Annotated in this window: 16 protein-coding genes; 8 read left to right on the plus strand and 8 right to left on the minus strand. The window is 69.3% G+C overall.

Going from position 1 to position 20,269, the window contains the following annotated elements:
* Position 1: 1 nt before the first annotated feature.
* From rsgA to WG898_RS07210, 3 genes are read right to left on the minus strand one after another with little or no spacing between them, the layout of a single operon-like run.
* The gene (gene rsgA / locus WG898_RS07200) at positions 2-916 is read right to left on the minus strand and encodes a ribosome small subunit-dependent GTPase A (RefSeq protein WP_339602074.1); all 915 of its coding nucleotides are present in this window, start codon (positions 914-916) and stop codon (positions 2-4) included.
* Positions 913-1,245 (minus strand): 4a-hydroxytetrahydrobiopterin dehydratase, encoded by a 333-nt coding sequence (locus WG898_RS07205; protein WP_339602075.1) that lies wholly within the window; start codon positions 1,243-1,245, stop codon positions 913-915. Before WG898_RS07205 ends, rsgA begins: the two co-directional genes overlap by 4 nt.
* Entirely contained in the window at positions 1,242-2,528 is a 1,287-nt protein-coding gene (locus WG898_RS07210) for a M48 family metallopeptidase (protein ID WP_339602076.1), read from the minus strand. The genes WG898_RS07205 and WG898_RS07210 overlap by 4 nt, the downstream gene beginning before the upstream one ends.
* Positions 2,529-2,617: 89 nt before the next feature.
* On the opposite strand from WG898_RS07210, the gene orn reads away from it, so the two are divergent.
* From orn to WG898_RS07225, 3 genes are read left to right on the plus strand one after another with little or no spacing between them, the layout of a single operon-like run.
* Entirely contained in the window at positions 2,618-3,193 is a 576-nt protein-coding gene (gene orn, locus WG898_RS07215) for an oligoribonuclease (protein ID WP_339602077.1), read from the plus strand.
* A gap of 9 nt (positions 3,194-3,202) precedes the next feature.
* Positions 3,203-5,011 (plus strand): chorismate-binding protein, encoded by a 1,809-nt coding sequence (locus WG898_RS07220; protein ID WP_339602078.1) that lies wholly within the window; start codon positions 3,203-3,205, stop codon positions 5,009-5,011.
* Positions 5,012-5,028: 17 nt separating this feature from the next.
* Positions 5,029-7,044 (plus strand): helicase-related protein, encoded by a 2,016-nt coding sequence (locus WG898_RS07225; RefSeq protein ID WP_339602079.1) that lies wholly within the window; start codon positions 5,029-5,031, stop codon positions 7,042-7,044.
* On the opposite strand, the gene WG898_RS07230 is transcribed toward WG898_RS07225, so the two are convergent.
* Positions 7,027-7,617, minus strand: a complete 591-nt coding sequence (locus WG898_RS07230; RefSeq protein WP_339602080.1) for a DUF2087 domain-containing protein — start codon at positions 7,615-7,617, stop codon at positions 7,027-7,029. The two genes, WG898_RS07225 and WG898_RS07230, sit on opposite strands and share 18 nt — an antisense overlap.
* 648 nt (positions 7,618-8,265) lie before the next feature.
* On the opposite strand from WG898_RS07230, the gene WG898_RS07235 reads away from it, so the two are divergent.
* Positions 8,266-9,954, plus strand: a complete 1,689-nt coding sequence (locus WG898_RS07235; protein WP_339602081.1) for a DEAD/DEAH box helicase — start codon at positions 8,266-8,268, stop codon at positions 9,952-9,954.
* A gap of 72 nt (positions 9,955-10,026) precedes the next feature.
* Positions 10,027-10,656: a DUF1294 domain-containing protein gene (locus tag WG898_RS07240; protein ID WP_339602082.1), complete on the plus strand. Its 630-nt coding sequence runs from the start codon at positions 10,027-10,029 to the stop codon at positions 10,654-10,656.
* On the opposite strand, the gene WG898_RS07245 is transcribed toward WG898_RS07240, so the two are convergent.
* Positions 10,639-11,415 (minus strand): fumarylacetoacetate hydrolase family protein, encoded by a 777-nt coding sequence (locus tag WG898_RS07245; protein WP_339602083.1) that lies wholly within the window; start codon positions 11,413-11,415, stop codon positions 10,639-10,641. The two genes, WG898_RS07240 and WG898_RS07245, sit on opposite strands and share 18 nt — an antisense overlap.
* A gap of 51 nt (positions 11,416-11,466) precedes the next feature.
* Here WG898_RS07245 and WG898_RS07250 point away from each other — a divergent pair, with 51 nt between their 5' ends.
* From WG898_RS07250 to WG898_RS07260, 3 genes are read left to right on the plus strand one after another with little or no spacing between them, the layout of a single operon-like run.
* The gene (locus WG898_RS07250; protein WP_339602084.1) at positions 11,467-12,795 is read left to right on the plus strand and encodes a hypothetical protein; all 1,329 of its coding nucleotides are present in this window, start codon (positions 11,467-11,469) and stop codon (positions 12,793-12,795) included.
* Positions 12,796-12,798: 3 nt separating this feature from the next.
* Positions 12,799-13,524: a hypothetical protein gene (locus WG898_RS07255; RefSeq protein ID WP_339602085.1), complete on the plus strand. Its 726-nt coding sequence runs from the start codon at positions 12,799-12,801 to the stop codon at positions 13,522-13,524.
* A gap of 4 nt (positions 13,525-13,528) precedes the next feature.
* Positions 13,529-16,357: an ATP-binding protein gene (locus WG898_RS07260; protein WP_339602086.1), complete on the plus strand. Its 2,829-nt coding sequence runs from the start codon at positions 13,529-13,531 to the stop codon at positions 16,355-16,357.
* A gap of 17 nt (positions 16,358-16,374) precedes the next feature.
* Here WG898_RS07260 and truD read toward each other — a convergent pair whose 3' ends face one another.
* The 3 genes from truD to WG898_RS07275 all read right to left on the minus strand — a co-directional run bounded on the left by truD (position 16,375) and on the right by WG898_RS07275 (position 20,250).
* On the minus strand, positions 16,375-17,397 hold the full coding sequence (gene truD / locus WG898_RS07265; protein ID WP_339602087.1) for a tRNA pseudouridine(13) synthase TruD: 1,023 nt from the start codon (positions 17,395-17,397) through the stop codon (positions 16,375-16,377).
* 172 nt (positions 17,398-17,569) lie between these two features.
* Complete coding sequence (locus WG898_RS07270) at positions 17,570-19,786, minus strand: xanthine dehydrogenase family protein molybdopterin-binding subunit (protein WP_339602088.1); 2,217 nt, start codon at positions 19,784-19,786, stop codon at positions 17,570-17,572.
* The gene (locus WG898_RS07275; protein ID WP_339602260.1) at positions 19,783-20,250 is read right to left on the minus strand and encodes a (2Fe-2S)-binding protein; all 468 of its coding nucleotides are present in this window, start codon (positions 20,248-20,250) and stop codon (positions 19,783-19,785) included. Before WG898_RS07275 ends, WG898_RS07270 begins: the two co-directional genes overlap by 4 nt.
* Between the last annotated feature and the right edge of the window lie 19 nt (positions 20,251-20,269).

Below are 20,269 nucleotides of genomic sequence, written 5' to 3' on the forward strand. Positions count from 1 at the left end.
GCTACCAGCGCTTGCTGCCCAGCTCCTGCAGGATCTCGCCGTAGATGCGGTAGCGCGAGGCGCTGATCAGCCCGGCCTCGACAGCGTCGCGCACGCCGCAGCCCGGCTCGTGCATATGGGTGCAGTTGTAGAAGCGGCAGTGGTCCGCGTGCTTCTTCAGGTCGGGCATGAGCAGCGGCAGCTGCATGGGCTCGATCTGCTTGAGGCCGAATTCCTGGAAGCCGGGTGAATCGATCAGCGCCGTCTGGCGTGTCTCGTCGTCCATCCAGTACCACTGCGTGGTGGTGGTGGTGTGGCGGCCCGAGTTCAGCGCCACCGAGATATCGCCCACCTGGGCGGCGGCATTGAGAACCAGCAGATTGATCAGCGTGCTCTTGCCGGTGCCGCTGGGGCCCAGCACAAAGCTGCGCTTGCCTTCCAGCCAGGGTGCCAGCAGCGCGCGCGAGGCCTGGGGTTCGGCCTTCAAGGCCACTTCCAGCACTTCGATGCCCATATCCCGGTAGGGCTGCAGGCGCGCGCGCTGGGTGGCGGCGCCGGGCAGATCGGTCTTGTTGAGCGCGATGGTGGCGGCGATGCCGGCGCTCTCGGCCGCGATCAGCGCGCGCGTCAGCTGCGACTCGCTGAACACCGGCTCCACCGCCACCAGCACCAGCAACTGGTCGAGGTTGGCGGCAAAGCTCTTGGTCTTCCATTCGTCCTGGCGGAACAGCAGATTGCGGCGCGGCTCCACCGCCTCGACCACGCCCTCGTCGCTGCTCACCTCGGCCCAGCGCACCATGTCGCCAACCACGCAATCGCTCTTCTTGCCGCGCGGGTGGCAGACGCGCCGCCGGCCCTCGCTGTCCTCGACGATGTAGTGGCGGCCATGGCCGCGCACCACCAGGCCGAGATCGAGCGTGGCGAACTTGGCCGTCATGCGGCGCTGGCTTCCGGCAGCGCGCTCACCTGCGCCGCGCAAATGAAATCGTTGGGGGTCAGGCCTTGCGCGCTATGGGTGCTGAAACTCACCGTGCAGACGCTGAAGCTGAGCATCAGCTCGGGGTGGTGATCCTGCGCATGGGCGATCTCGGCCACCGCGTTGACGAAGGCCATCACCTGGTAGAAGTTGTCGAACTCGAAGCGCCGGCCTATCAGCCTGGCCTCGGGGTCGGGCAACCAGCCGGGCACCTGGGCCAGCCAGTCGGGCAGTTGTTCGGCGGCGAGGGCCTCGCGCTGAGGCGAGCATTGGGCAAGCAGCAGATTCATTTCAGGATTGCAGCGATGCGCTCGCTGGCAGGGGGGTGGGAGTAGTAGAAGCGCGCGTAGACCGGGTCGGGCGTGAGCGTGCCGGCATTGTCCTCGTGCAGCTTCAAGAGGGCGGCGGCCAGGTCGGTGCCGCTGGCCTGGGCGCAGGCATAGGCATCGGCCTGGAACTCGTGCCGGCGTGAGATCAGGGCCGAAAGCGGCGTGAAGAAGAAGCCGAACACCGGCAGCACCAGCATGAAGAGCAGCAGCGCCAGCGCGTCATTGGGGGCGGCCATATTGGGCTGCACGCCGAAGGCCAGGTAGAAGCCGGTCTGGCGGCTCAGCCAGCCGAGCAGGGCGAAGGCCAAGAGGCTGAGCGCAAACAGGCTCAGCATGCGCTTGAGCACATGCTTGTGCTTGAAGTGGCCCAGCTCATGCGCCAGCACCGCCTCCACCTCGGGGCCGTCCAGGCGCGCCAGCAGGGTGTCGAAGAACACCACCCGCTTGGCCGCACCGATGCCGGTGAAATAGGCATTGCCATGCGCCGAGCGGCGGCTGCCGTCCATCACGAACAGGCCCTTGGCGGCGAAGCCGCAGCGCGCCATCAGGCCCTCCACGCGCTCGCGCAGGCCGGCATCGGCGAGCGGCTCGAACTTGTTGAACAGCGGCGCGATCACGGTCGGGTAGAGCACCATGATGAGCAGGTTGAAGCCCACCCAGGCCCCCCAGGCCCACAACCACCAGGCTGCCCTCGCGGCACCCATCAGCCACAGGATCAGCGCCGCAATCGGCAGGCCGATGAGGGCACCAACCAGTGCGCCCTTGAGCGCGTCCAGCACATAGAGCTTGAGCGTGGTGCGGTTGAAACCGAAGCGCTGCTCCAGCCCGAAGGTGTTGTAGAGCTCCCAGGGCAGTTCGATCAGCGCACCGATCAGGGTGAAGGCCACCAGCAGCCCCAACTGATAGGCCATCGCGCCGAAGCGCGGGGAGAGCGCATCCTGCAGCGCCAGGTTCAGCTCGTTGAGCCCGCCCAGCAGCGTCCAGGCGATCAGCACCGCGGCGCTGAAGGCCATGTTGAGAATGCCAAAGCGGCTGCGCGCCACCGTGTAGTCGGCGGCCTTCTGGTGCGCGGCCAGCGGCACGGTGGCGGCAAAGGCAGCGGGCACGGCCTCGCGGTGCGCCATCACATGGCGGATCTGGCGCGTTGCCAGCCACAGCCGCAGCGCCAGCGAGAGCAGCAGGGCGATGGCAAAGGCGGTGCTCAGGGCTGCGGGTGAGAGGGCGGGAAGAAAGGTCGGCTGCATGGGCCGCAAGTGTAGGCCTGCGACAATGCCGGCCGGAACAGCCGGCATTGACATCACAATGGCGGCGACGAACGACCTGGAAGCAACGCATGACCGAGAACACGAGCACCGTGGCCACACTGGCAACGCATGAGCAGAACCTGATCTGGATCGATCTGGAAATGACCGGCCTCTATCCGGATCGCGACCGCATCATCGAGGTGGCCGTGGTGGTGACCGACGCGCAGCTGACGGTGCGCGTCGAAGGCCCGGTGTTCGCCATCCATCAGAGCGACGAGACCCTGGACAAGATGGACGCCTGGAACAAGGGCACGCATGGCAAGAGCGGCCTGATCGACCGCGTCAAGGCCTCCACCGTCAGCGAGGAAGAGGCGGCCGCCAAGACCATCGAATTCCTGAAAGCCTATGTGCCGGCGGGCAAGTCGCCGATGTGCGGCAACAGCATCTGCCAGGACCGCCGCTTCCTCGCCAACTACATGCCCACGCTGGAAGACTTCTTCCACTACCGCAATCTCGACGTCTCGACGCTCAAGGAGCTGGCGCGGCGCTGGAAGCCCGGCATCATCGAAGGTTTCAAGAAGGCCCAGGCGCATACCGCGCTGGCCGACATCCATGAATCCATCGACGAGCTGGTCTATTACCGCGAGCATTTCCTGAGTCTCTGACACCCGGCCATGAGCAACACGCGCCGCCCCGATGAGCTCTGGGCGGCCTTTGACTTCCCGCGCCATCCGCTTGCCCGCGAAGACGGCGAGCGCCTGCGCGGTGCCTTCTACGAGGCGCCGGCGCAGCGCTTGCTGGCGCACAGCCCGGGCGAGCTGGCCGGCGTGATCGCGCAGGCCGAGCAGGCCGCGCGCGCGGGTGCCTGGGTGCTGGGTGGGCTGCGCTACGAGGCCGCCGGCGCGCTCGATGCGGCCCTGCTCACACACCCGGGCATGGACCAGCCGCTGGCCGAGTTCGCCGTCTACCACCAGGCCCCGCAGCCCTGGCCCACTGAGGCGGACTGCTTCACCGGGCCGCTGGGCTGGGCCGACGTGCAGGCCGACGCCGACGAGGCCCGGCAGATCGAACGGGTGCGCGAGTGGATACGCGCCGGCGACTGCTACCAGATCAACCTGACCACGCGGCTGCACGCGGCACTGCCGGCGCAGCTCGATCCGGCCCGGCTCTTCCTGGCCCTGCATGCCCAGCAGCCGGGTGGCTTCTCGCTGTTCCTGCGCAGCGCCGGCGTGGCCAGCGTCTCGCCCGAGCTGTTCTTCGACTGGCGCCCGCTGCCCGAAGGGCCGCGCACCTGGTTGCTGGCCGCCCAGCCCATGAAGGGCACGGCGCCGCGCGGCAACGATGTGGTGGAGGACGAGGCCGCGCAAGCCTATCTGCGCACCAGCGAGAAGGAACGCGCCGAGAACCTGATGATCGTGGACCTGCTGCGCAACGACCTGGGCCGCGTGGCCACGCTGGGCTCGGTGCGCGTGCCGCGCCTGTTCGAGCTGCATGCCCTGCCCACGGTCTGGCAGATGACCTCTACGGTCACGGCGGTGAGCCGCCCCGGCCTCGGCCTCGCCGAGGTGTTCGCGGCGCTGTTTCCCTGTGGTTCGGTCACCGGCGCGCCCAAGGTGCGGGCGATGCAGATCATCCGCGAGCTGGAACCCGGCGCGCGCGGCTGGTACTGCGGCGCGCTGGGCCTGCTGCAGCCGGGCGGCGTGGCCACCTTCAATGTGCCGATACGCACGGTCGAGTGGCAGCAAAGCGAGCGCCTGCAATGCGGCATCGGCAGCGCCATCACGCTGGACTCCGAGCCCGCCGCCGAGATCGCCGAATGGCGTGCCAAGACGCGCTTTCTGCTGCGTGCCGAGGCGCCCATCGCGGCGCTGGAAACGCTCAGGCTGGAGCAGGGCGCCTACCAGCGCCTGCCCGGCCATCTGGCGCGGCTGCAGCGCACCGCCCAGCATTTCGGGCTCAGGCTCTCGCTGGCGCGCGTGCGCGAGGCCTTGCAGGCCTTGGCGGCGCAGCATGGCGAGGGGGTCTGGCGCGTGCGGCTGACGCTGGACGCGCAGGGCGCCGTGCATGCCGAGGCGCTGGCCTACACGCCCAGCCCCTTGCCGCTGCGGCTGGCGCTGGCGCCCGGGCCCATCGCCAGCCTCGGCGCTGCGGCAGAATTCGTACAACACAAGACCACGCGGCGCGAGCTTTATGAAGCTTGCGCGCGCGACAAGCCGGCAGCCGCGTTTGACGTGCTGCTGTGGAACACCCAAGAGGAACTCACCGAGTGCAGCTTCGGCAATATCGCACTCCAGATTGACGGCGAGTGGCTCACGCCCGCACGCGCATCCGGCCTGTTGCCGGGCGTGCTGCGCGAGGAGCTGCTGGCCCAAGGGCGCGTGCGCGAAGCACGTCTGCTCAAGAGCGACCTGGCACGCGCCCAGGCGCTGGCCTTTTTCAACAGCCTGCGGGGCTGGTGCCCCGCCGAGCTGATCCCGACCTGATTTTTTCCAAATCATCCATGGCCACGTCCACCAAGAGCCGCCGCAAGGCGGCAGAACCCATTGCCGAGGCAGCTGTCGAAGCCGAGGCCCCCGCCAAGCCGGCGCGCAAGGCCGCGGCGAAGAAGAAGCCCGCGGCCAAGAAGCCGGCGGCCAAGCCGGCCGCAAATGAGATCGTTACTGAGGTCGTCAGCGAGGTGGTCAGCGCGCCCGAGCCGGCTCGCAAGGCGACCAAGAAACCAGCGACCAAGAAGCCAGTGCTGAAGCAGAAAGCGGCCCCGGTGATCGAGGCCGCCGAGCCCACAGCCAAGCCGGCGCGCAAGGCGGCAACACGCGGCAAGGCAAAGCCGGCCGCCGAAGCCGAGGCGCCGCCGGCCGAGCTGGTAACTGAAAAGAAGCCCGCGGCGCGCAAGAAGCCCGCCGCGCGCAAGACCAAGCCCGTGGTGGAGGCTGCGGCGCCTACGCTGCCCACGCCACCGGCACCACCGGCCTACAGCGTCTTGACGCTGGACCAGGGCCTGCGGCGTGGCCTGCTGCTGCAGGCCGGCACCGACGCGCCCGCAGGGCTTGCGCTGGGCGCACCGGAGCAGCCGCTGGAGCAGCAGCTGCAAGGCCTGCTGCAGATCGCTGCCAATGCCGGCCATGAGCTGCGCGTGGCCGACGAGGTCTGGTTGCAGCTGGCCGCGGACCGCGATGCCGAGGCACGCGTGCTGCGCCTGGAGGCCGCGTATCCGGAGGGTCAGGGCCTGGCCGCGTTGCTGCAGGCGCCGCTGCATGGTTTCCAGTGGGAGGCTGCGTTGTTCGCCGTCTGTGCCGGCCGTGCCCTGCTGGCCGACGACCTGGGCCTGTCGCAGCGCGGCTGCGCGCTGGCGGCCTGGCGCCTGGCCGCGCTGCAGTTCGGTCTCACGCAAGGCCTGCTGGTGGCGCCGGCCGAGCGCCACGCGGCCTGGCAGGCCGAGGCGCAGCGCCTGCTGGGCGCCTGGCCGGACGGGCTGCGCCTGCTGGCACCCGCCGAGCTGCGCGGCGACGAAGCGGCGGATTGCCTGATCGTCGATGCGGTGCAGGAGCTGGCCGAGCTGGGCCCGCTGCCTGCCGTGCAAGCGCCCTGGCTGTGGCTGCTGGCCGATCGCGAATTGCTGGGCGAGCCCCAGCTGGACGCGCTGGTGGACTGGCTGGATGTGCAGCGCCGCGGCCCGCTGGCGCAGCTGCGCACGCTGGGCGCGGACGCCTCCAAGCGCCAGCAGCGCGAGGCCCTGCAAACAGTGATGCTGAGCCGGCGCAAGCGCGATCTGGGCCAGGCCCTGCCGCCGACGCTGGAGCAGCCGCTGTGGGTGCAGCAGGCCGATGGCGTGCGGCCCGATGCCGATGCCATGGAACAGAGTCGGCAGCTGCTGCAGCGTTGGCAGCAGCTGGGCTATCTGGCCCATGCCGAGCAGCTGCGGCTGCTGCGCGCCGTGGCGCGTTTGCGCGAGGCGGCCGTCGCAGCGCCGGCTTGCGCGGCCAAGCTGCAGACCATCGTGGCCCTGCTGCCGCAGATCATGCCGGCGCTGACGCACAAGCTGGTGATCGCGGTGCAGCAGGACGCCAGCGCGGCGCTGCTGGCCCAGGGGCTGGCCGAGCTGGGCCTGGCGGTGGCCAGCCTGCGCCGCGAGCAGACGCCCGCGCAGCGCGCGGCCGAGCTGGCGCAGTGGCAGGGCGAGCAGGGTCAGGTCTTGCTGGCGGTGGATGCGGCCTGCACGGGCCTGGACCTGAGCGCTGCCGGCGTGGCGCTGCTCCTGCATGCCGATCTGCCCTGGAATCCCGCGCAGCGCGCCCAGCGCGTGGCCCGCGTGGCCGGTGGCAGCCGCGGCCTGCTGAGCTGGCAGCTTTTGGTGCCTGGCAGCCTGGACGCCGGCCTGCTGGCCGCGCATGAGGGTCAGGCGGCGCTGCCCGCGGCGCAGCTGGACTTCGAGCCCGCGGCGCAGCCCTTCCTCGACGCCGCGGCGCTGCCGCGCTTCATGGCCGCGCTGCAGCTCGCGCTAGCCTCGCAAGCGTAAGGCCTTGAGCAGGGCGGCCACGTCCGCGTCGGGGCGCGCCGCCACCTTGTGGTAGCGCGCGCCGTCGGCGGTGCGTTCCAGCAGGCGCATATTGACGAGCTCGCGCCGCAAGGTGCAATGGTCGCCAAAGCTGTGGCGCGATTTCAGGATCTCGTTGACCTCGCGCTCGGTGTAGGGGCGCTTGGCATCGAAATGCATCCACAAGCCCCACATAGCGTGGCGCTGCACGCTGTACTTGGTGGGCCAGCGCGCCAGCCGACCCTGGGCGTCGAACTGGCGCAGCGCGCGGTCGGCCGTCTCGCTCAGGCCGGGCAGGCGCGGGCCATGAGCCGGCTGGGCGCGTTGCCGCTCGGGCAGGGTCGCCTGACCATGGCTGCTGGCGGCCGCCGCGGCAAGGCTGGCCTTGAGTGCCTGCAGATTGCGATGGCCGGCGGCGCGCGCCAGCATATTCATCAGCGTCAGGTGGCTGGGTGCTTCGGCCGAGTTTTCGGCATGGGCCTGCAGCTGGCTGCGCAGCGTCTTGGCGAAGGCCGATAGATCCTGCACGGCGCAGGGGATGGCATCACGGGGCATGGACGTCTCTCACTCCAATGCGTGGGCCGGGACTCAAGAGTCCTTGCTGTCGTCACAACAGCGGCTGGGCTCGCCGACTTGCAGCCTTGGCACACGTGTTGTTCCGCGTGACCAAAACGAAGGATCAAAGGCAGGTTTAGCTCGCGACCGGGTCGCGCGGCAAGGCCTGGGTGTACTGCCGACCGAGCGCAAGTATAGGCAGCGCCCGCCCATCCCGGTACAAAGTCATGACAACAAGGCTTGCCGGGGAAAACCCTAGCGTGCTATAGTCGCGTTCTCGCTGCAAGGCTCCCGTCTCGAGAAGAGAGGCCTAGAAGAGAAACTTCATGCAGCGGTTCGTACGTCTCCTCTGACCTCGTTCAGGCCACAGCAGTTGATTCTTACCTTCAACTCGCCGTGACGCGCTGAACACCCTCGGGTTCGGTCGGCGGCGATGCCGTCGCTTTGACTGTTCCCCCGGCGCCTCACCTCCGGCCTGCCACCAAGCTCTTTCAAGCTTGCGCATGCCCGCCTCGGTGATCGACGCGAGCTTGTCTCCCAGCGACTTTTACTGTCTTGCCACGCATGCATCTTCACTTGCAGCGCGGCAGGGGCTGCTTTTGTCCGGCTTTGCGGCCGGCGGGGCAGGGCTTTGTTGAAAGAAAAACGATGTCTTTTGAAAATTTGGGTCTGCATGAAGCGCTGCTGCGCGCCGTCAAGGATTCCGGCTACGAGACCGCCACCGACGTGCAGGCGCTGGCCATTCCCGCCGGCCTGGCTGGCAAGGACCTGATGGTGTCCTCGCGCACCGGCTCGGGCAAGACCGCCTCCTTCATCCTGCCCGCGCTGGAGAAGATCCTGGCCTCGCGTGGCGAGAACAATACCCGCCGCGAAAAGGGCAAGATCTACGGCCCCAAGGTGCTGGTGCTGGCCCCCACCCGTGAGCTGGCGATGCAGGTCTCCAAGGCCGCGTCGACCTATGGCCGCCATGTGCAAGGCCTGCGTGTGGCCACCGTTCTGGGCGGCATGCCTTACCCCCTGCAGATCCGTCAGCTGATGGGCCCGCTGGACATCCTGATCGCCACCCCCGGCCGCCTGCTGGACCATCTGCAATCCGGCAAGTGCGTGCTCGACAACGTCGAGATGCTGGTGCTGGACGAAGCCGACCGCATGCTGGACATGGGCTTTATCGACGACATCAAGGTGGTGGCCTCGCACACCCCGGCCACGCGCCAGACCGTGATGTACAGCGCCACCTTCGCCGGCCATGTGGGCCGTCTGGCGCAAGACCTGCTGAATGATCCGCAGCGCATCGAGGTGGCTTCGCACACCGACACGCACGAGAACATCACCCAGCGCCTGCACTGGGCCGACAACAACAACCACAAGGACCAGCTGCTGGAAGCCATCCTGGCCGAGCCCACGCTGGACCAGGCCGTGGTCTTCACCAGCACCCAGCGCGACGCCGACTGGCTGGCCGAGCGTCTGCAGGAAATCGGCCACGCCGTGGCCCCGCTGCATGGCGGCATGCCGCAAGGCCGCCGCAACCGCACCCTGATGGCCCTGCGCCGCCGCGAGCTGCGCGTGCTGGTGGCCACCGATGTGGCGGCCCGCGGTATCGACGTGCCGACCATCAGCCACGTCATCAACTACGGCCTGCCCATGAAGGCCGAGGACTATGTGCACCGTATCGGCCGTACCGGCCGTGCCGGCCGCGAAGGCCTGGCCGTGACCCTGGCCGTGCGTGACGACGTCTCGATGATCCGTCGCATCCAGCAGTTCACCACCCAGACCATCCCGGTGGCGCAGATCGCAGGCCTCGAGCCCAAGACTCAAGAACCGCGCATCTTCCCGCCGCGGCCCGCCGGTGCCGGTGGTTATGAAGACCGTGGCCCGCGTGCTGGCTATGCCAACAAGAGCGGCTTCAACAAGGGCTTCGGCAGCAAGCCCTTCCACCGCGATGGCGGCCGTCCGGCCTTTGCCGGCAACCGCGATGGTGGTGGCGCCAAGGCCTTCGGTCGCGATGTCGGCCGCGACGGCGCACCGCGCTTCGACCCGCGCTTCGCCGACCGCAGCAACAACGACCGTGGTGCCGACCGTGGTTTTGCGCCGCGTGAAGACCGTGGCTTTGCACCGCGTGAAGAGCGCGGCTTCGCGCCCCGCGATGACCGTGGCTTCGCCCCGCGTGGCGATCGTCCCAGCTTCGGTGGTGACAAGCCTGCCTATGCCGGCAAGCCTTCCTTCGGCGGCAAGCCCTCGTTCGGCGCCAAGCCCAGCTTTGGTGGCGGCGGCAAGCCCAGCTTCGGCGGTGACCGCCGCGGCCCGGCCGGCCCGCGCAAGGGTGGCTTCGGCAGGTAACACTGTCTTGCTTGAGAGAGCGACAAAAGCCCGCCTTGGCGGGCTTTTTTCATGGCACAGTCCCGCCCCATCATGACGACGACGCGTAGACACAAAGGCATCCTGGTCCAGTGGGACGATGCCAAGGGCTATGGCTTCATCGCCCCCGAGGGCGGGGGCGCCAAGCTCTTTGTGCACATCAAGGCCTTTGGCCTGAGGGCCCAGCGCCCCTTTCTGGGCGAACGCCTCAGCTACGCGGCTGGCGAAGATGCGCAGGGCAAGCTGCGTGCGCTCAAGGTACAGAGCCTGGAGCCGCGCCCCGCGCCCAGGCCCGTGCCGGCGCTGCCCGCCGCGCGCCAGGGTAGCAGCCTCTGGCTGATCCCCGGCTTTGCGCTGCTGGTGCTGGGCGTGCATCTGGCCTGGGGCCTGCCGCAGGCCTTGTGGGGCTTCTACCTGGCCATGAGCATGGCAACCTTCATCGTCTATGCGGGCGACAAGCGCGCCGCGCTGAAGGGGGGCTGGCGCGTGGCGGAGGGCACGCTGCACGGCCTGGCCCTGGTCTGCGGCTGGCCCGGCGCCCTGCTGGCCCAGCAGCTGCTGCGCCACAAGAACCGCAAGCCGAGCTTCCAGCGCCTGTTCTGGCTTAGCGTGAGCCTGAACCTGCTGGCCTTTGTGCTGATCTTCACGCCCTTGGGCGCGCGGCTGTTAGCGCTGTACCGTTAGCGTTCCCAGCCCTTCGAAGCCAAGGCTGGCCTTGCGCCCGGTCGCTAAGGGCAGGGTGCCGGTCCAGGAACCGGTGGTGACCACGGTGCCCGCGGCGACGCTGTGCCCATGCCGGGTGGCGTGTCGCAGCCAATGGGGCAGCAGCCAGAAGGGGTCTCCCAAGGCATGGCTGCCGCGGCGCTGCAGTCGTGGCTGCGCTTCGATCTCGACCCAGCAAGCCTGTCTGCCCCAGTCGCGTGGCGCGGACGTCAGCCATGGTCCCAAGATGAGGGCGCCATGCGAGGCCAGATCGGCCTGGCGCAGGGCCTCGGGCGCGGCGCCGGCCTCGCACCAGCGCGAAGCGGTGAGTTCCGCCGCAATCGCCATGCCGTCGACCAACGCGCGCGCCGAAGTCAGGTCCAGGTCGGCCGCCAGCGCCGGGCTGACATCGCGACCCAGACGCAAGGCGATTTCCGCCTCGATGCCACAGGCCGGCAGCCAGCATGTGCGCATGTCGATGGTTTCACCGCCCAGGGCCTGTCGCACATGCTCGCGCGGCAGGGGCGAGTGGCCGAGCGCCGCCGCCTCGCGGCGTGGCCCGCCGGACTTCCAGAAGCCCGGCCGTGGCTGGCCATCCAGACCCGCCACCACCATCTCCTGGATGGCGCCGATGCGGCTCGCATCCAGGGCCGGCCAGCCCTCGCTCGGCAAGGTATCGCGTGTGCGCCAGGCCGCCAGCAGGGCTGCGCCAAGATCATCGTCATTCACAGCTGTTTGCATTTGGGGAGCATCCTAGCCGGATCACCCCATCCGGCCTGGGATAATCGCGCCATGAGCGAAAGCATGGTGGTGGGCGCAGCACAGGAAGAACAAGAGCTGCGCTTTGAAGACTATTTCCGAGAAGGCAGTGCGCCGGGCGAGGCCTTGCTGTGGTGGCAGCTGGAGCGCAACGAGGCGCAGCTGAATGCCCTGCGTGCCCTGTGCCATGGCCCGGCGGCCCTGGTGCGGCTGCGGGTCTGGGTGTTTCTGGAACTGATGGCGCTGCCCGAGTCGCGCGTCAGCCGCGACACCCTGAACCGCCACTTCCATATGCTGCGCGACGAGGCCCTGGAGCTGGTGCTCAAGCGCCTGCGCGAGGCCGAGCTGCTGGCCTGGGACGGCTCCAACCAGCAGTACGGCGTGACGCCGCTGGCGCAGCAGCTGATCGGCCTGCTGGCGCCGCTGACGCGCGCCGCCGAGCAGGATTCGGACCTGGCGGCGCTCTTGGCCAATGTGGCCGGCGCCCACCAACTGGGCACGCTGGATCCGGCCCAGCTGCACCATCTACAGGCCCAGCTGGCGCGGCTCTACGACGAATTCGCCGACGCGATCGCGAGCGGCAGCGAGTTCCATCTGCGCCGCGCGCGCCAGCGTTTCGAGCGTGCGCTCAAGCTGGTGGACCGTGCCGGCGATGCGCTCAAGGCCATCATCGAGCAGGCCCAGACCGAGGGCAATGCGCGCCTGGAGCGCCTGGCGCGCGAGCTGGGCCTGGCGCAGGCGCGCCTCTTGGCCATGGCCAGCCAGTTCAACCGCGCGTTGCAGCAGGTGGACCGCCAGCGCGTCACCCTGGGCTCCACCGGCATCACCACCACCGATGTGCGGCGCTGGCTGCAGGGCGTGGGCTTTCTGGAGAACCTCAGCCTGGGCGCGCTTTCGCGCCCGGTGCACCCGGTGCTGGTGAGCCAGCACGAGCTGCTGGACATGTGCGAGGCCGAGTTCGAGCGCGACCGCCCCAAGCCCAAGGAACAGGAAGCGCTGCCGCAGGGCATGGCCGCACCCGCGGGCGAGCTGGCGGTGCTGAGCCTGCCGCCGGAGATGGCGGCGTTGCAGGCGATGCTGACGCAGTGGAGCCAGGAGGGTCGACCCGATCAAGACCTGGCCCCGGCCGTGCTGGGCGGAAGTTATGCGCGTGCCTCCTACCGCGCCCAGCTCTTGCCGCTCCTGGGCGATGTGCAGGCGCAGCACTTGCAGGGCGCCACCGGCGACATGGCGCGCCAGCCCTGGCGCGTGCGTTGGTCGGCCGAGCAGGGCGAGATCGATGACGAATACGTGTCCTGGATGAGCCGCGGCGTGCTGTTCAGCACCGAGGCCCAGACAAACCCAACCCCTGACGCTAGCTAGCCAATGAGCTCCACGACTTTTGACGATGCCGCGCAACTGGCGGCACAGCTGCTGGCGCGCCGCTGGCTGCCGCGCAACCACCCCCTGGTCAAGCGCGCCCTGATCGATACCGAGCTGTGGGGCGCCCTGGGCGCACGCCTGGCCGCAGTGGGCCTGCGCGTGATCGACAACCTCTACGCCGACCACATCAGCGTGGCGATGCTGCGCCCGGCCGAGGTGGCGGTGTTCGGCGAGACCGGTTTGGCGGCCAACAACAACCTCGATCTGCCGCGCGATGGCGTGGCGCTCTTGGTGGTGCTGTGGTCGCTCATCATCCTGCCCAAGCGGCAGCGCCAGGTGGCGCGCGCCGATGCCAAGGAGGCAGAAGGCCAGGGCGAGATGTTTGCCACCGACAAACCCCTGCCGCTGGCCGCCAGCGTCTCGCCCACGCTCAGCTACCGCAGCCTCTTGGCCGATTTCGGCAACCAACTGGGCAAGAAGATGCGCCTGGACGCCAACCTCAAGCTCTTGGAGCGCCAGGGCTTCATCATCCGCCGCGCCGAGGACATTGCCGAAGGGCCGCTCTTGGACCTGCTGCTGGACTACGACACCCTGGCGCCGCGCATCCTCGATGGCGCGCTGGCCGATGTGCTGGCCCGCAGCACCGACCCCACCGCGGCCCCCGCACTGGCCCGCCTGCGCGAGGCCCAACAACAAGACGTGATCGACGACGCCGACAGCGAGCTCTGAACCGATGTTTCATCTGCAATCCCTGGAACTGCTGCACTGGGACTACTGCCAGCGCGTCTCCATGCCGCTGGACGGCGCCATCATCACCATCGCCGGCCCGAACGGCTCGGGCAAGACCACGCTGCTGGATGCGATGCGCACCCTCCTGGGCCTGGAATGCTCGGGCGGCCGCACCTTCCGCACCTATGCCCGGCATGCGAACGCCGAGACCGCCTGGCTGCGCGCCCTGGTGGACAACCGCCCGCGCGGGCGCCAGAACTCCAGCCGCCCCTTTGGCAGCTCGCTGCTGTACGCCGACCAGGTGACCCTGGCCTGCCGCATCGAGCGCCATGGCGGCGACTGGCAGCGCCGTTATGTGATGGTGGACGGCGTGCACGAGATCGAGGCCCTGGCCGAGCGTGCCGAGAAGGACTGGATGGGCATCGAGGCCTGGAAGCGCCGCCTGGAAGCCGCCGGCCTGACGCGCGCCATCGGCCGCGTGCTGGCGCTGGAGCAGGGCCAGACCGACCGCCTCTGCGAACTCAGCCCCAAGGAGCTGCTGCGCCTGGTGTTCGAGGTCTTCGGCGACCAGGAGGTGCTGGACCGCTACGACCAGGCGCGCAGCCACCAGCAGCAGCTGCTCAAGGAAGTGGAGCAGGCCACGCACGAGCTCTCGCACACCCAGGCCCAGCTCTCGGACCTGGCGAATCGCGTCAACAGCTACCAGCAATACCAGCTGCGCCTGAAGGAGCGCGAGCGCCTGGCCAGCGAGGTGCTGCCGGTGCTGCAATGGGCCGAATCACGCCAACGCACCGCTCAGTCGCTGCGCGAGCTGCACCGCCAGCGCCTCTTCGCCGCGCACGACCTGCGCCATATGGCCGACAAGCGCGCCGAGCTGCACCGCCTCTTCGAGGCTCAGCAGGCCGCCAAGCAAAAGCTGCTGGACCTGGAGAGCGAGCGCAAGGCTGCGCGCGCCGCCTTTGACGCCGCGCGCGAGGCCGAGCGGCCCGCCGAGTTGCTGGCCAAGCGCGAGGAGGAGCTCAAGACCCTGGCCGCGGTGGAGTCCGACGCCCAGGAACTGACGCAGCGCCTGGAGCGCCTGAGCGGCCAGCAGCACGGCCTGCGCGAGGCCTTCACGCGCGCCAATGACCAGAGCCGCAAGGCCCAGGCCGCGATGGAGGCGATGACGGGCCAGCGCCTGCCGCCGCCGCCGGCCGAGGTGACGCGCTTTCGCCGCGCGCTAGACGAGGCCGGCATCGCCCACCATGTGCTGGCCGATTGCATCGACATCGCCGACGAAACCTGGCGCGCCGCCGCCGAGGGCCTGTTGCGCCCCTCGCGCTGGGTGGTGGTGCTGGCGAAGAGCGGCGACGAGGGCCGCGCCTTCGGCCTGGCCGCCAAGGAGCGCTACCGCCATTACGTGGTGGCCGACGCCGAACAGGCGCCCGCGGTGGCGCCCAAGGATTCGCTGCTGGCCGCGCTCAAGATCAACGCCAAGGTGCCGGGCTGGTTGCTGCGCCAGCTGGGTGGCATCCGCTGCATAAAGTCGATTGGGGACACCGAGGCCGGTGCCCGTGCAGGGGGCGAATGGATCACCCCCGACGCCTATTACCGTGACGGCCGCGGCGGCCGCAGCCTCTGGGTCGAGCCGCGCGAATACCAGTTCGGCGTCTCGGCGATGGAGTCGCGCCGCAAGGCCCTGGAGGCCGAGCTGGCGCGCTACGACGGCGAGCTCACCCGCATCGCCAAGGAGCAGGCCGAGGTCGAGCGCCAGCTGAAGGACGCGCAACGTGCCGCCCAGGGTCACAAGGCCGCCAAGGAACTCTCCGAGCGATCGGACGAATTCGCCGAGGGCAGGGCGCGCCTGCCGGCACTGCGCCAGGCGCGCATCGAGGCCAGCAGCCGCATGGGTGCGCTGGACCAGGAGCATGACCGTGCCCTGACGCAATCCACCCGCAGCGAACGCGACTACGAGGCCGCGCAGGGCGGCCTCAAGGCCAGCGAGGAAAACGTCTTGCGCGTGCAGCGCGAGCACGAGAGCCGCCGGCAAGACCTGACCCTGGCCGCCAAGGCCTCGCGCGCAGCACGCGCCAACTTCCCGGCCTCCTGGGTGCAGCCGGCCAAGCTGCAGGCCTTGCGCGACGAGTTCGAGAACGCCAAGCAGGCCGAGATCGCCGCACGCCATGTGCAGGCCGAGCTCGACACCGGGGTGTGGGAAACCGACCCCCAGGTGCAGGAGCGCCATGCGCGCATGAGCGTCTCGGTGCTGGAGCAAAGCACCCAGCTGGACGACCGCCGCGCCAGCAACGAGATGGCGCGCATTGCCGCCTTCAATGCCCGCGAGCGATACATCGACGTGCTGCGCGCCACCGTGCGCCGCTACAAGAAGAATGTGCAGGAGCTGGGTGAACTGGCCGGCGTGCTGGCCCAGGCCGAGCTGCCGCATCTGGACAACGACGACACCGTGCTGGCCCAAGCCGGCCTGCATGTGAAGTTCAACTTCGACGGCAAGGGCGAGGTGGGGCTGAACGACGGCGAGGCCTCGGGCGGTCAGCAGGTCCTGAAGAGCCTGATCCTCTTGGTGGGCCTGATGAAGGACGACGACTCGCCCGGCGGCTTTGTCTTCATCGACGAACCCTTTGCCCACCTGGACGTGCGCAATATCCAGCTGGTGGGCCATTTCCTGCGCTCCACCCGCGCCCAGTACCTGCTGACCACGCCGATCACCCACAACGTCGAGGTCTTCGAGCCCTCGGAGATCACGCTCGTCACGAGCAAGAAGTCGCGCGGCGAACGCTGGGCGCCGCCGATTGCGGTGTTGGCCAGGAGGCCGGAGAAGTCGGTCTACGGCTGAGGCATGGCGAGTTGCCCTCAGCCAGGATCGGGGGCGGCAGACTCCTTATCCGTGTGCCGGTCGGGTTCCGTGGTGCGGAGGATTTCGTTCAGCACGGACGTGGCGTAATTCCCGGCGGGCAAAGCAAAGGTGAGCACCAGCTGATCGGCTTGCGGCCACTCCCATGACATCTCCACCGGGCTTGCCACCAGGGCGCGGCGTTCCTGATCCAGACCGGCGTGTTCCATGCCGTCGCACAAGCTGGCGTGCCGTTCTGCCACGCCCAATTCCAGGGCCTGCGCTTGATCGGTGGTGCTCACGCGGCCCCGTCCCCAGAGCGGTCCGGTGGGTCGGCCCGCCGCGTCCATCAAGTCGCCGGGCAGGGTCTTGCCCCAGAGTCCCTGCTGAATTCGCAGCGCCAGCACTTCATTGAAGACAAAGGAGCGCACCGCCGACAGGTAGATGCCCTTCTTCTTCGGGTTGCGCACGCGGATTTCACGCGCCAGCATGGCCCGGCCCTGTTCGACGTTGGCGCCCTCAAAGCCGAAACGCTGAGCGCCGAAGTAGTTGGGCACGCCATGTGCCGCGACGGCCTTCAGATTGGCCTCGATGGCGGCACGATCGCCGCTCACCTCGCGTAGCACGATGCGGAATCGGTTGCCCTGCAGATCACCGGGGCGCAGCTTCTTCACATGGCGGCTCTGGCCCAGGATCTTGAATTCGGGGTGCTGAAGCTGGGTCAGGTCGGGCGTCTCGCCTTTCGGCCGGTAGATGCTGAACCACTGACGGGTGATGGCATAGCGGTCCTTGAGGCCGGCGTAGCCCACGTCCCATTCCTGCACGCCGGCGGCCTCGGCCAGCTGCTGGGCGACGAAGGCGGTGTTGGCGCCGTTCTTTTCGATCTCCACCCAGATGTGTTCGCCCGCACCGGAGGGCTGCTGCAGCGGCAGTTCGGTCACGATGAAGTCCTCGTTGAGGTGTTTCAGCGTGGCGCTGGCGCCGCTGGCCGGATAGGCGTGGGGCCATTGCGGCAAGGTCGTGCATTGAGGAGCGTCGGTCATGAGCAGTTTGACGGCACGAGCAGTAGATTGGGACAGACAGTCTGTCCGATCAGGTGCAGTCTAGGCAGCGATTCTCTCCCGACCCGCATGCCTTGAGGAGCGTCGACATACTCGCCATCAACACCGTTCCACCACCAGGCCCCGTCGCGCTTTCAATGCCGGACTGAATCCTTCACCCCTCCATCACCCATCCCGCTCGCGTGAGCGGCAAGCGCGTGATCGCCCTGGCCGGGTCTTTTCCGCTGGCCGCAAACAGCGCATTCGCCAGCGCCGGGCCTATCGAGGCCGGGCCTTCCTCACCCACGCCGCGCGGCGCCTCGCCGCTGCCGAGCAGCACCAGATCAATGGGCGGGGTCTGGGCCAGCGTCACCAGCGGGTAGCTGTCGAAACTGGCTTGCTGCACCTGGCCGTTCTTGAGCGTGATCTCGCCGGCCAGGGCGGCGCTGAGGCCGAACAGGGTGCCGCCCATCAGCTGGGCGCGCACGGCGTCGGGGTTGATGACCATGCCGACATCGACCGCCGCGGTGATGCGCTCGATGCGAAAGCGCCCCGGCGCGGGCACCGAGACCTGCACGATATGGGCGCTGCGCGCGGCGTTGCCGCAGCTCAGTGCCATGCCCTGGAATTGCCCCTGGGGCAAGACCTGGCCCCAGCCGGCGCGCTCGGCCAGCGCGCGCAGCAGCGCCTGGGTGTGGGGCTTCTTGTCCAGCAGGCGCAACCGGTAGGCCAAGGGGTCGATGCCGGCCAGCGCGGCGGCACGGTCGATGCTGCACTCGAAGAAGAAGGTGTTTTGCGAGGCGCCGACCGAGCGCCAGTAGCCGCAGGGCACGCCGGCGTCGACGCGGCTCCAGCCCAGCTGCATGGGGCCCACCTCGTAGTCGTGCCGCGTCCAGCCCATGCCGACCGACCAGTCGAAGTCCGCGCTCGGCTCGCCGTTGCTCAGGCCGCTGTATTCCAGCAGCGAGGGGTTGGCGGCGTCCACCCGCAGCGCCTGCGGCCAGCCTTGGTCGTCGAGCGCCAGCCGCACGCGGGCGGCGGCGGCGGGGCGATAGCCGCCGGCCTGCATATCGGTCTCGCGCGACCAGATCAGCTGCACCGGCCGCCCTTTGAATTGCCTGGCGATCAGCGCGGCCTGCACGGCAAAGCCATGTTCGAGCCGGCGGCCAAAGCCGCCGCCGGCCAGCAGCGGGTTGATCTGCACCTGCTCGGGTTTGAGCCCCAATGCCCTGGCCACGCCGCGCTGGGTGTCGCCGGCGCTCTGGGTGGAGAGCCACAGCGCGGCGCCGCTCGGGCCGACCTCGGCCAGCGCATTCATCGGCTCCATCGTCGCGTGGGCCAGGAAGGGCACGTCGTAGCTGATGTCCAGCACCCTTGTGGCCTGGCTCATCGCCTGAGCCACCGCGGCCGCGTCTATGCGCGGCTCGTCGCGCTGATCAAAAGGCTTGCCTTCGCCGCGGGCGGCGGCGGCCAGCAGCTCGGCACGCAGGGCCTCGCTGTCGGTGCCGGCATGCGGGCCGGCGCTCCAGCGCGGCTGCAAGGCCTGCAGCGCCTGGCGCGCGGTCCAGTAGCTGTCGGCGACGACGGCAAGTGCGGCCAAGGCGCCGGGCAGGCGCACGATGCCGCGCACGCCGGGCATGGCCTTGGCCGGCCGTTCGTCCACGCCAAGCAACTCGGCGCCGAAGCGGGGCGCATGGATCAGCGTGGCGTAAAGCATGCCGGGGCGGCGCGCGTCGATGCCGAAGCGGGCGCTGCCGTTCACCTTGGCCGGCAGGTCGATGCGCTGCGCCCCCTCCTGGCCGACCAGGCGGCGCGCGGCGGCGGGCTTGCGCGGCGCGTCCTTGGGCGGCGTCAGCGCGGCGGCCTCGGCCAGGAGCGCGGCATAGGGCAGGCGCTGGCGGCCATCGGGATGCAAGACCTGACCCTCGCCAGCGTCAGGGGTGGTGCGGCAGTCCGCCGCGGCCACGCCCCAGCGCACGGCCGCGGCCTGCACCAGCATGGCGCGCGCGCTGGCGCACAGGCCGCCGATCTCGCGCCAGGACAGCGAGCTGCCGAAGCTGCCGAAGCTGGCGTAGTCCTTCAGCCTGGGGCTGAAATAGCGCGCCTCGACCGGCGCCTGCTCGACGCGCACCCGCGCCAGCGGCAGGTCCAGTTCCTCGGCGGCCATCAGCTGCACGGCGCTGTGCGTGCCCTGGCCGAGTTCGGCCACATAGCTGAGCAGGGTGAGGCCGCCCTGTGCGTCAAAGCGCAGCCAGATGCCGAAGCCGGGCTGGGCATCGATGGCCGGGGAGGGCGCTTGCGCTGCGCTGGGCGCGAGGCCCAGCGTCCACAGGCCGGCGGCAAGGCTGGAGTGCAGCAGCAGCGCGCGGCGGGCGGGGTTGGCCGGGCTCATGTCGCGCTCCCGTCCTGCAGCGCAGCAGCGGCGCGGGTGATGGCGGCCTTGACGCGCGGGTAGGTGCCGCAGCGGCAGAGATTGCTCATCGCCGCCTTGATCTGGGCCTCGCTGGGCCGGGGCTGCTCGGCCAGCAGGGCGGCGGCGGCCATCAGCATGCCGCTCTGGCAGTAGCCGCATTGCGGCACCTGCTCGGCGAGCCAGGCCTTCTGCAGCGCACGGCCGATGCGGCTCTGGTCCAGCGCCTCGATGGTGGTGATGCGCTTGCCTTGCAGTGCCTCGAAGGGCAGCAGGCAGCAGCGCGTGGCCACGCCGTCGATGTGCACGGTGCAGGCGCCGCATTGGGCGGCGCCGCAGCCGAACTTGGTGCCGGTCAGTGCCAGGTCTTCACGCAGCAGCCAGAGCAGGGGCTTGCCGGCAGGGGCCTGGACGCGTTGCATCTGGCCGTTGATCTGCAAGGCCATGGTGATGGGCTTCATGCGG

The sequence above is a fragment of the Paucibacter soli genome, from assembly GCF_037482845.1.
In the GTDB taxonomy this organism is placed as follows: domain Bacteria; phylum Pseudomonadota; class Gammaproteobacteria; order Burkholderiales; family Burkholderiaceae_C; genus Paucibacter_B; species Paucibacter_B soli.

What these genes read in the sequence shown, in the direction of transcription:
- WG898_RS07230 (WP_339602080.1), bottom strand. Translation starts at nt 7,617, where the DNA reads ATGCCCCGTGATGCCATCCCCTGCGCCGTGCAGGATCTATCGGCCTTC.
- WG898_RS07235 (WP_339602081.1), top strand. Translation starts at nt 8,266, where the DNA reads ATGTCTTTTGAAAATTTGGGTCTGCATGAAGCGCTGCTGCGCGCCGTC.
- WG898_RS07225 (WP_339602079.1), top strand. Translation starts at nt 5,029, where the DNA reads ATGGCCACGTCCACCAAGAGCCGCCGCAAGGCGGCAGAACCCATTGCC.
- WG898_RS07255 (WP_339602085.1), top strand. Translation starts at nt 12,799, where the DNA reads ATGAGCTCCACGACTTTTGACGATGCCGCGCAACTGGCGGCACAGCTG.
- WG898_RS07260 (WP_339602086.1), top strand. Translation starts at nt 13,529, where the DNA reads ATGTTTCATCTGCAATCCCTGGAACTGCTGCACTGGGACTACTGCCAG.
- WG898_RS07275 (WP_339602260.1), bottom strand. Translation starts at nt 20,250, where the DNA reads ATGGCCTTGCAGATCAACGGCCAGATGCAACGCGTCCAGGCCCCTGCC.
- WG898_RS07210 (WP_339602076.1), bottom strand. Translation starts at nt 2,528, where the DNA reads ATGCAGCCGACCTTTCTTCCCGCCCTCTCACCCGCAGCCCTGAGCACC.
- orn (WP_339602077.1), top strand. Translation starts at nt 2,618, where the DNA reads ATGACCGAGAACACGAGCACCGTGGCCACACTGGCAACGCATGAGCAG.
- rsgA (WP_339602074.1), bottom strand. Translation starts at nt 916, where the DNA reads ATGACGGCCAAGTTCGCCACGCTCGATCTCGGCCTGGTGGTGCGCGGC.
- WG898_RS07205 (WP_339602075.1), bottom strand. Translation starts at nt 1,245, where the DNA reads ATGAATCTGCTGCTTGCCCAATGCTCGCCTCAGCGCGAGGCCCTCGCC.
- WG898_RS07220 (WP_339602078.1), top strand. Translation starts at nt 3,203, where the DNA reads ATGAGCAACACGCGCCGCCCCGATGAGCTCTGGGCGGCCTTTGACTTC.
- truD (WP_339602087.1), bottom strand. Translation starts at nt 17,397, where the DNA reads ATGACCGACGCTCCTCAATGCACGACCTTGCCGCAATGGCCCCACGCC.
- WG898_RS07245 (WP_339602083.1), bottom strand. Translation starts at nt 11,415, where the DNA reads ATGCAAACAGCTGTGAATGACGATGATCTTGGCGCAGCCCTGCTGGCG.
- WG898_RS07270 (WP_339602088.1), bottom strand. Translation starts at nt 19,786, where the DNA reads ATGAGCCCGGCCAACCCCGCCCGCCGCGCGCTGCTGCTGCACTCCAGC.
- WG898_RS07250 (WP_339602084.1), top strand. Translation starts at nt 11,467, where the DNA reads ATGAGCGAAAGCATGGTGGTGGGCGCAGCACAGGAAGAACAAGAGCTG.
- WG898_RS07240 (WP_339602082.1), top strand. Translation starts at nt 10,027, where the DNA reads ATGACGACGACGCGTAGACACAAAGGCATCCTGGTCCAGTGGGACGAT.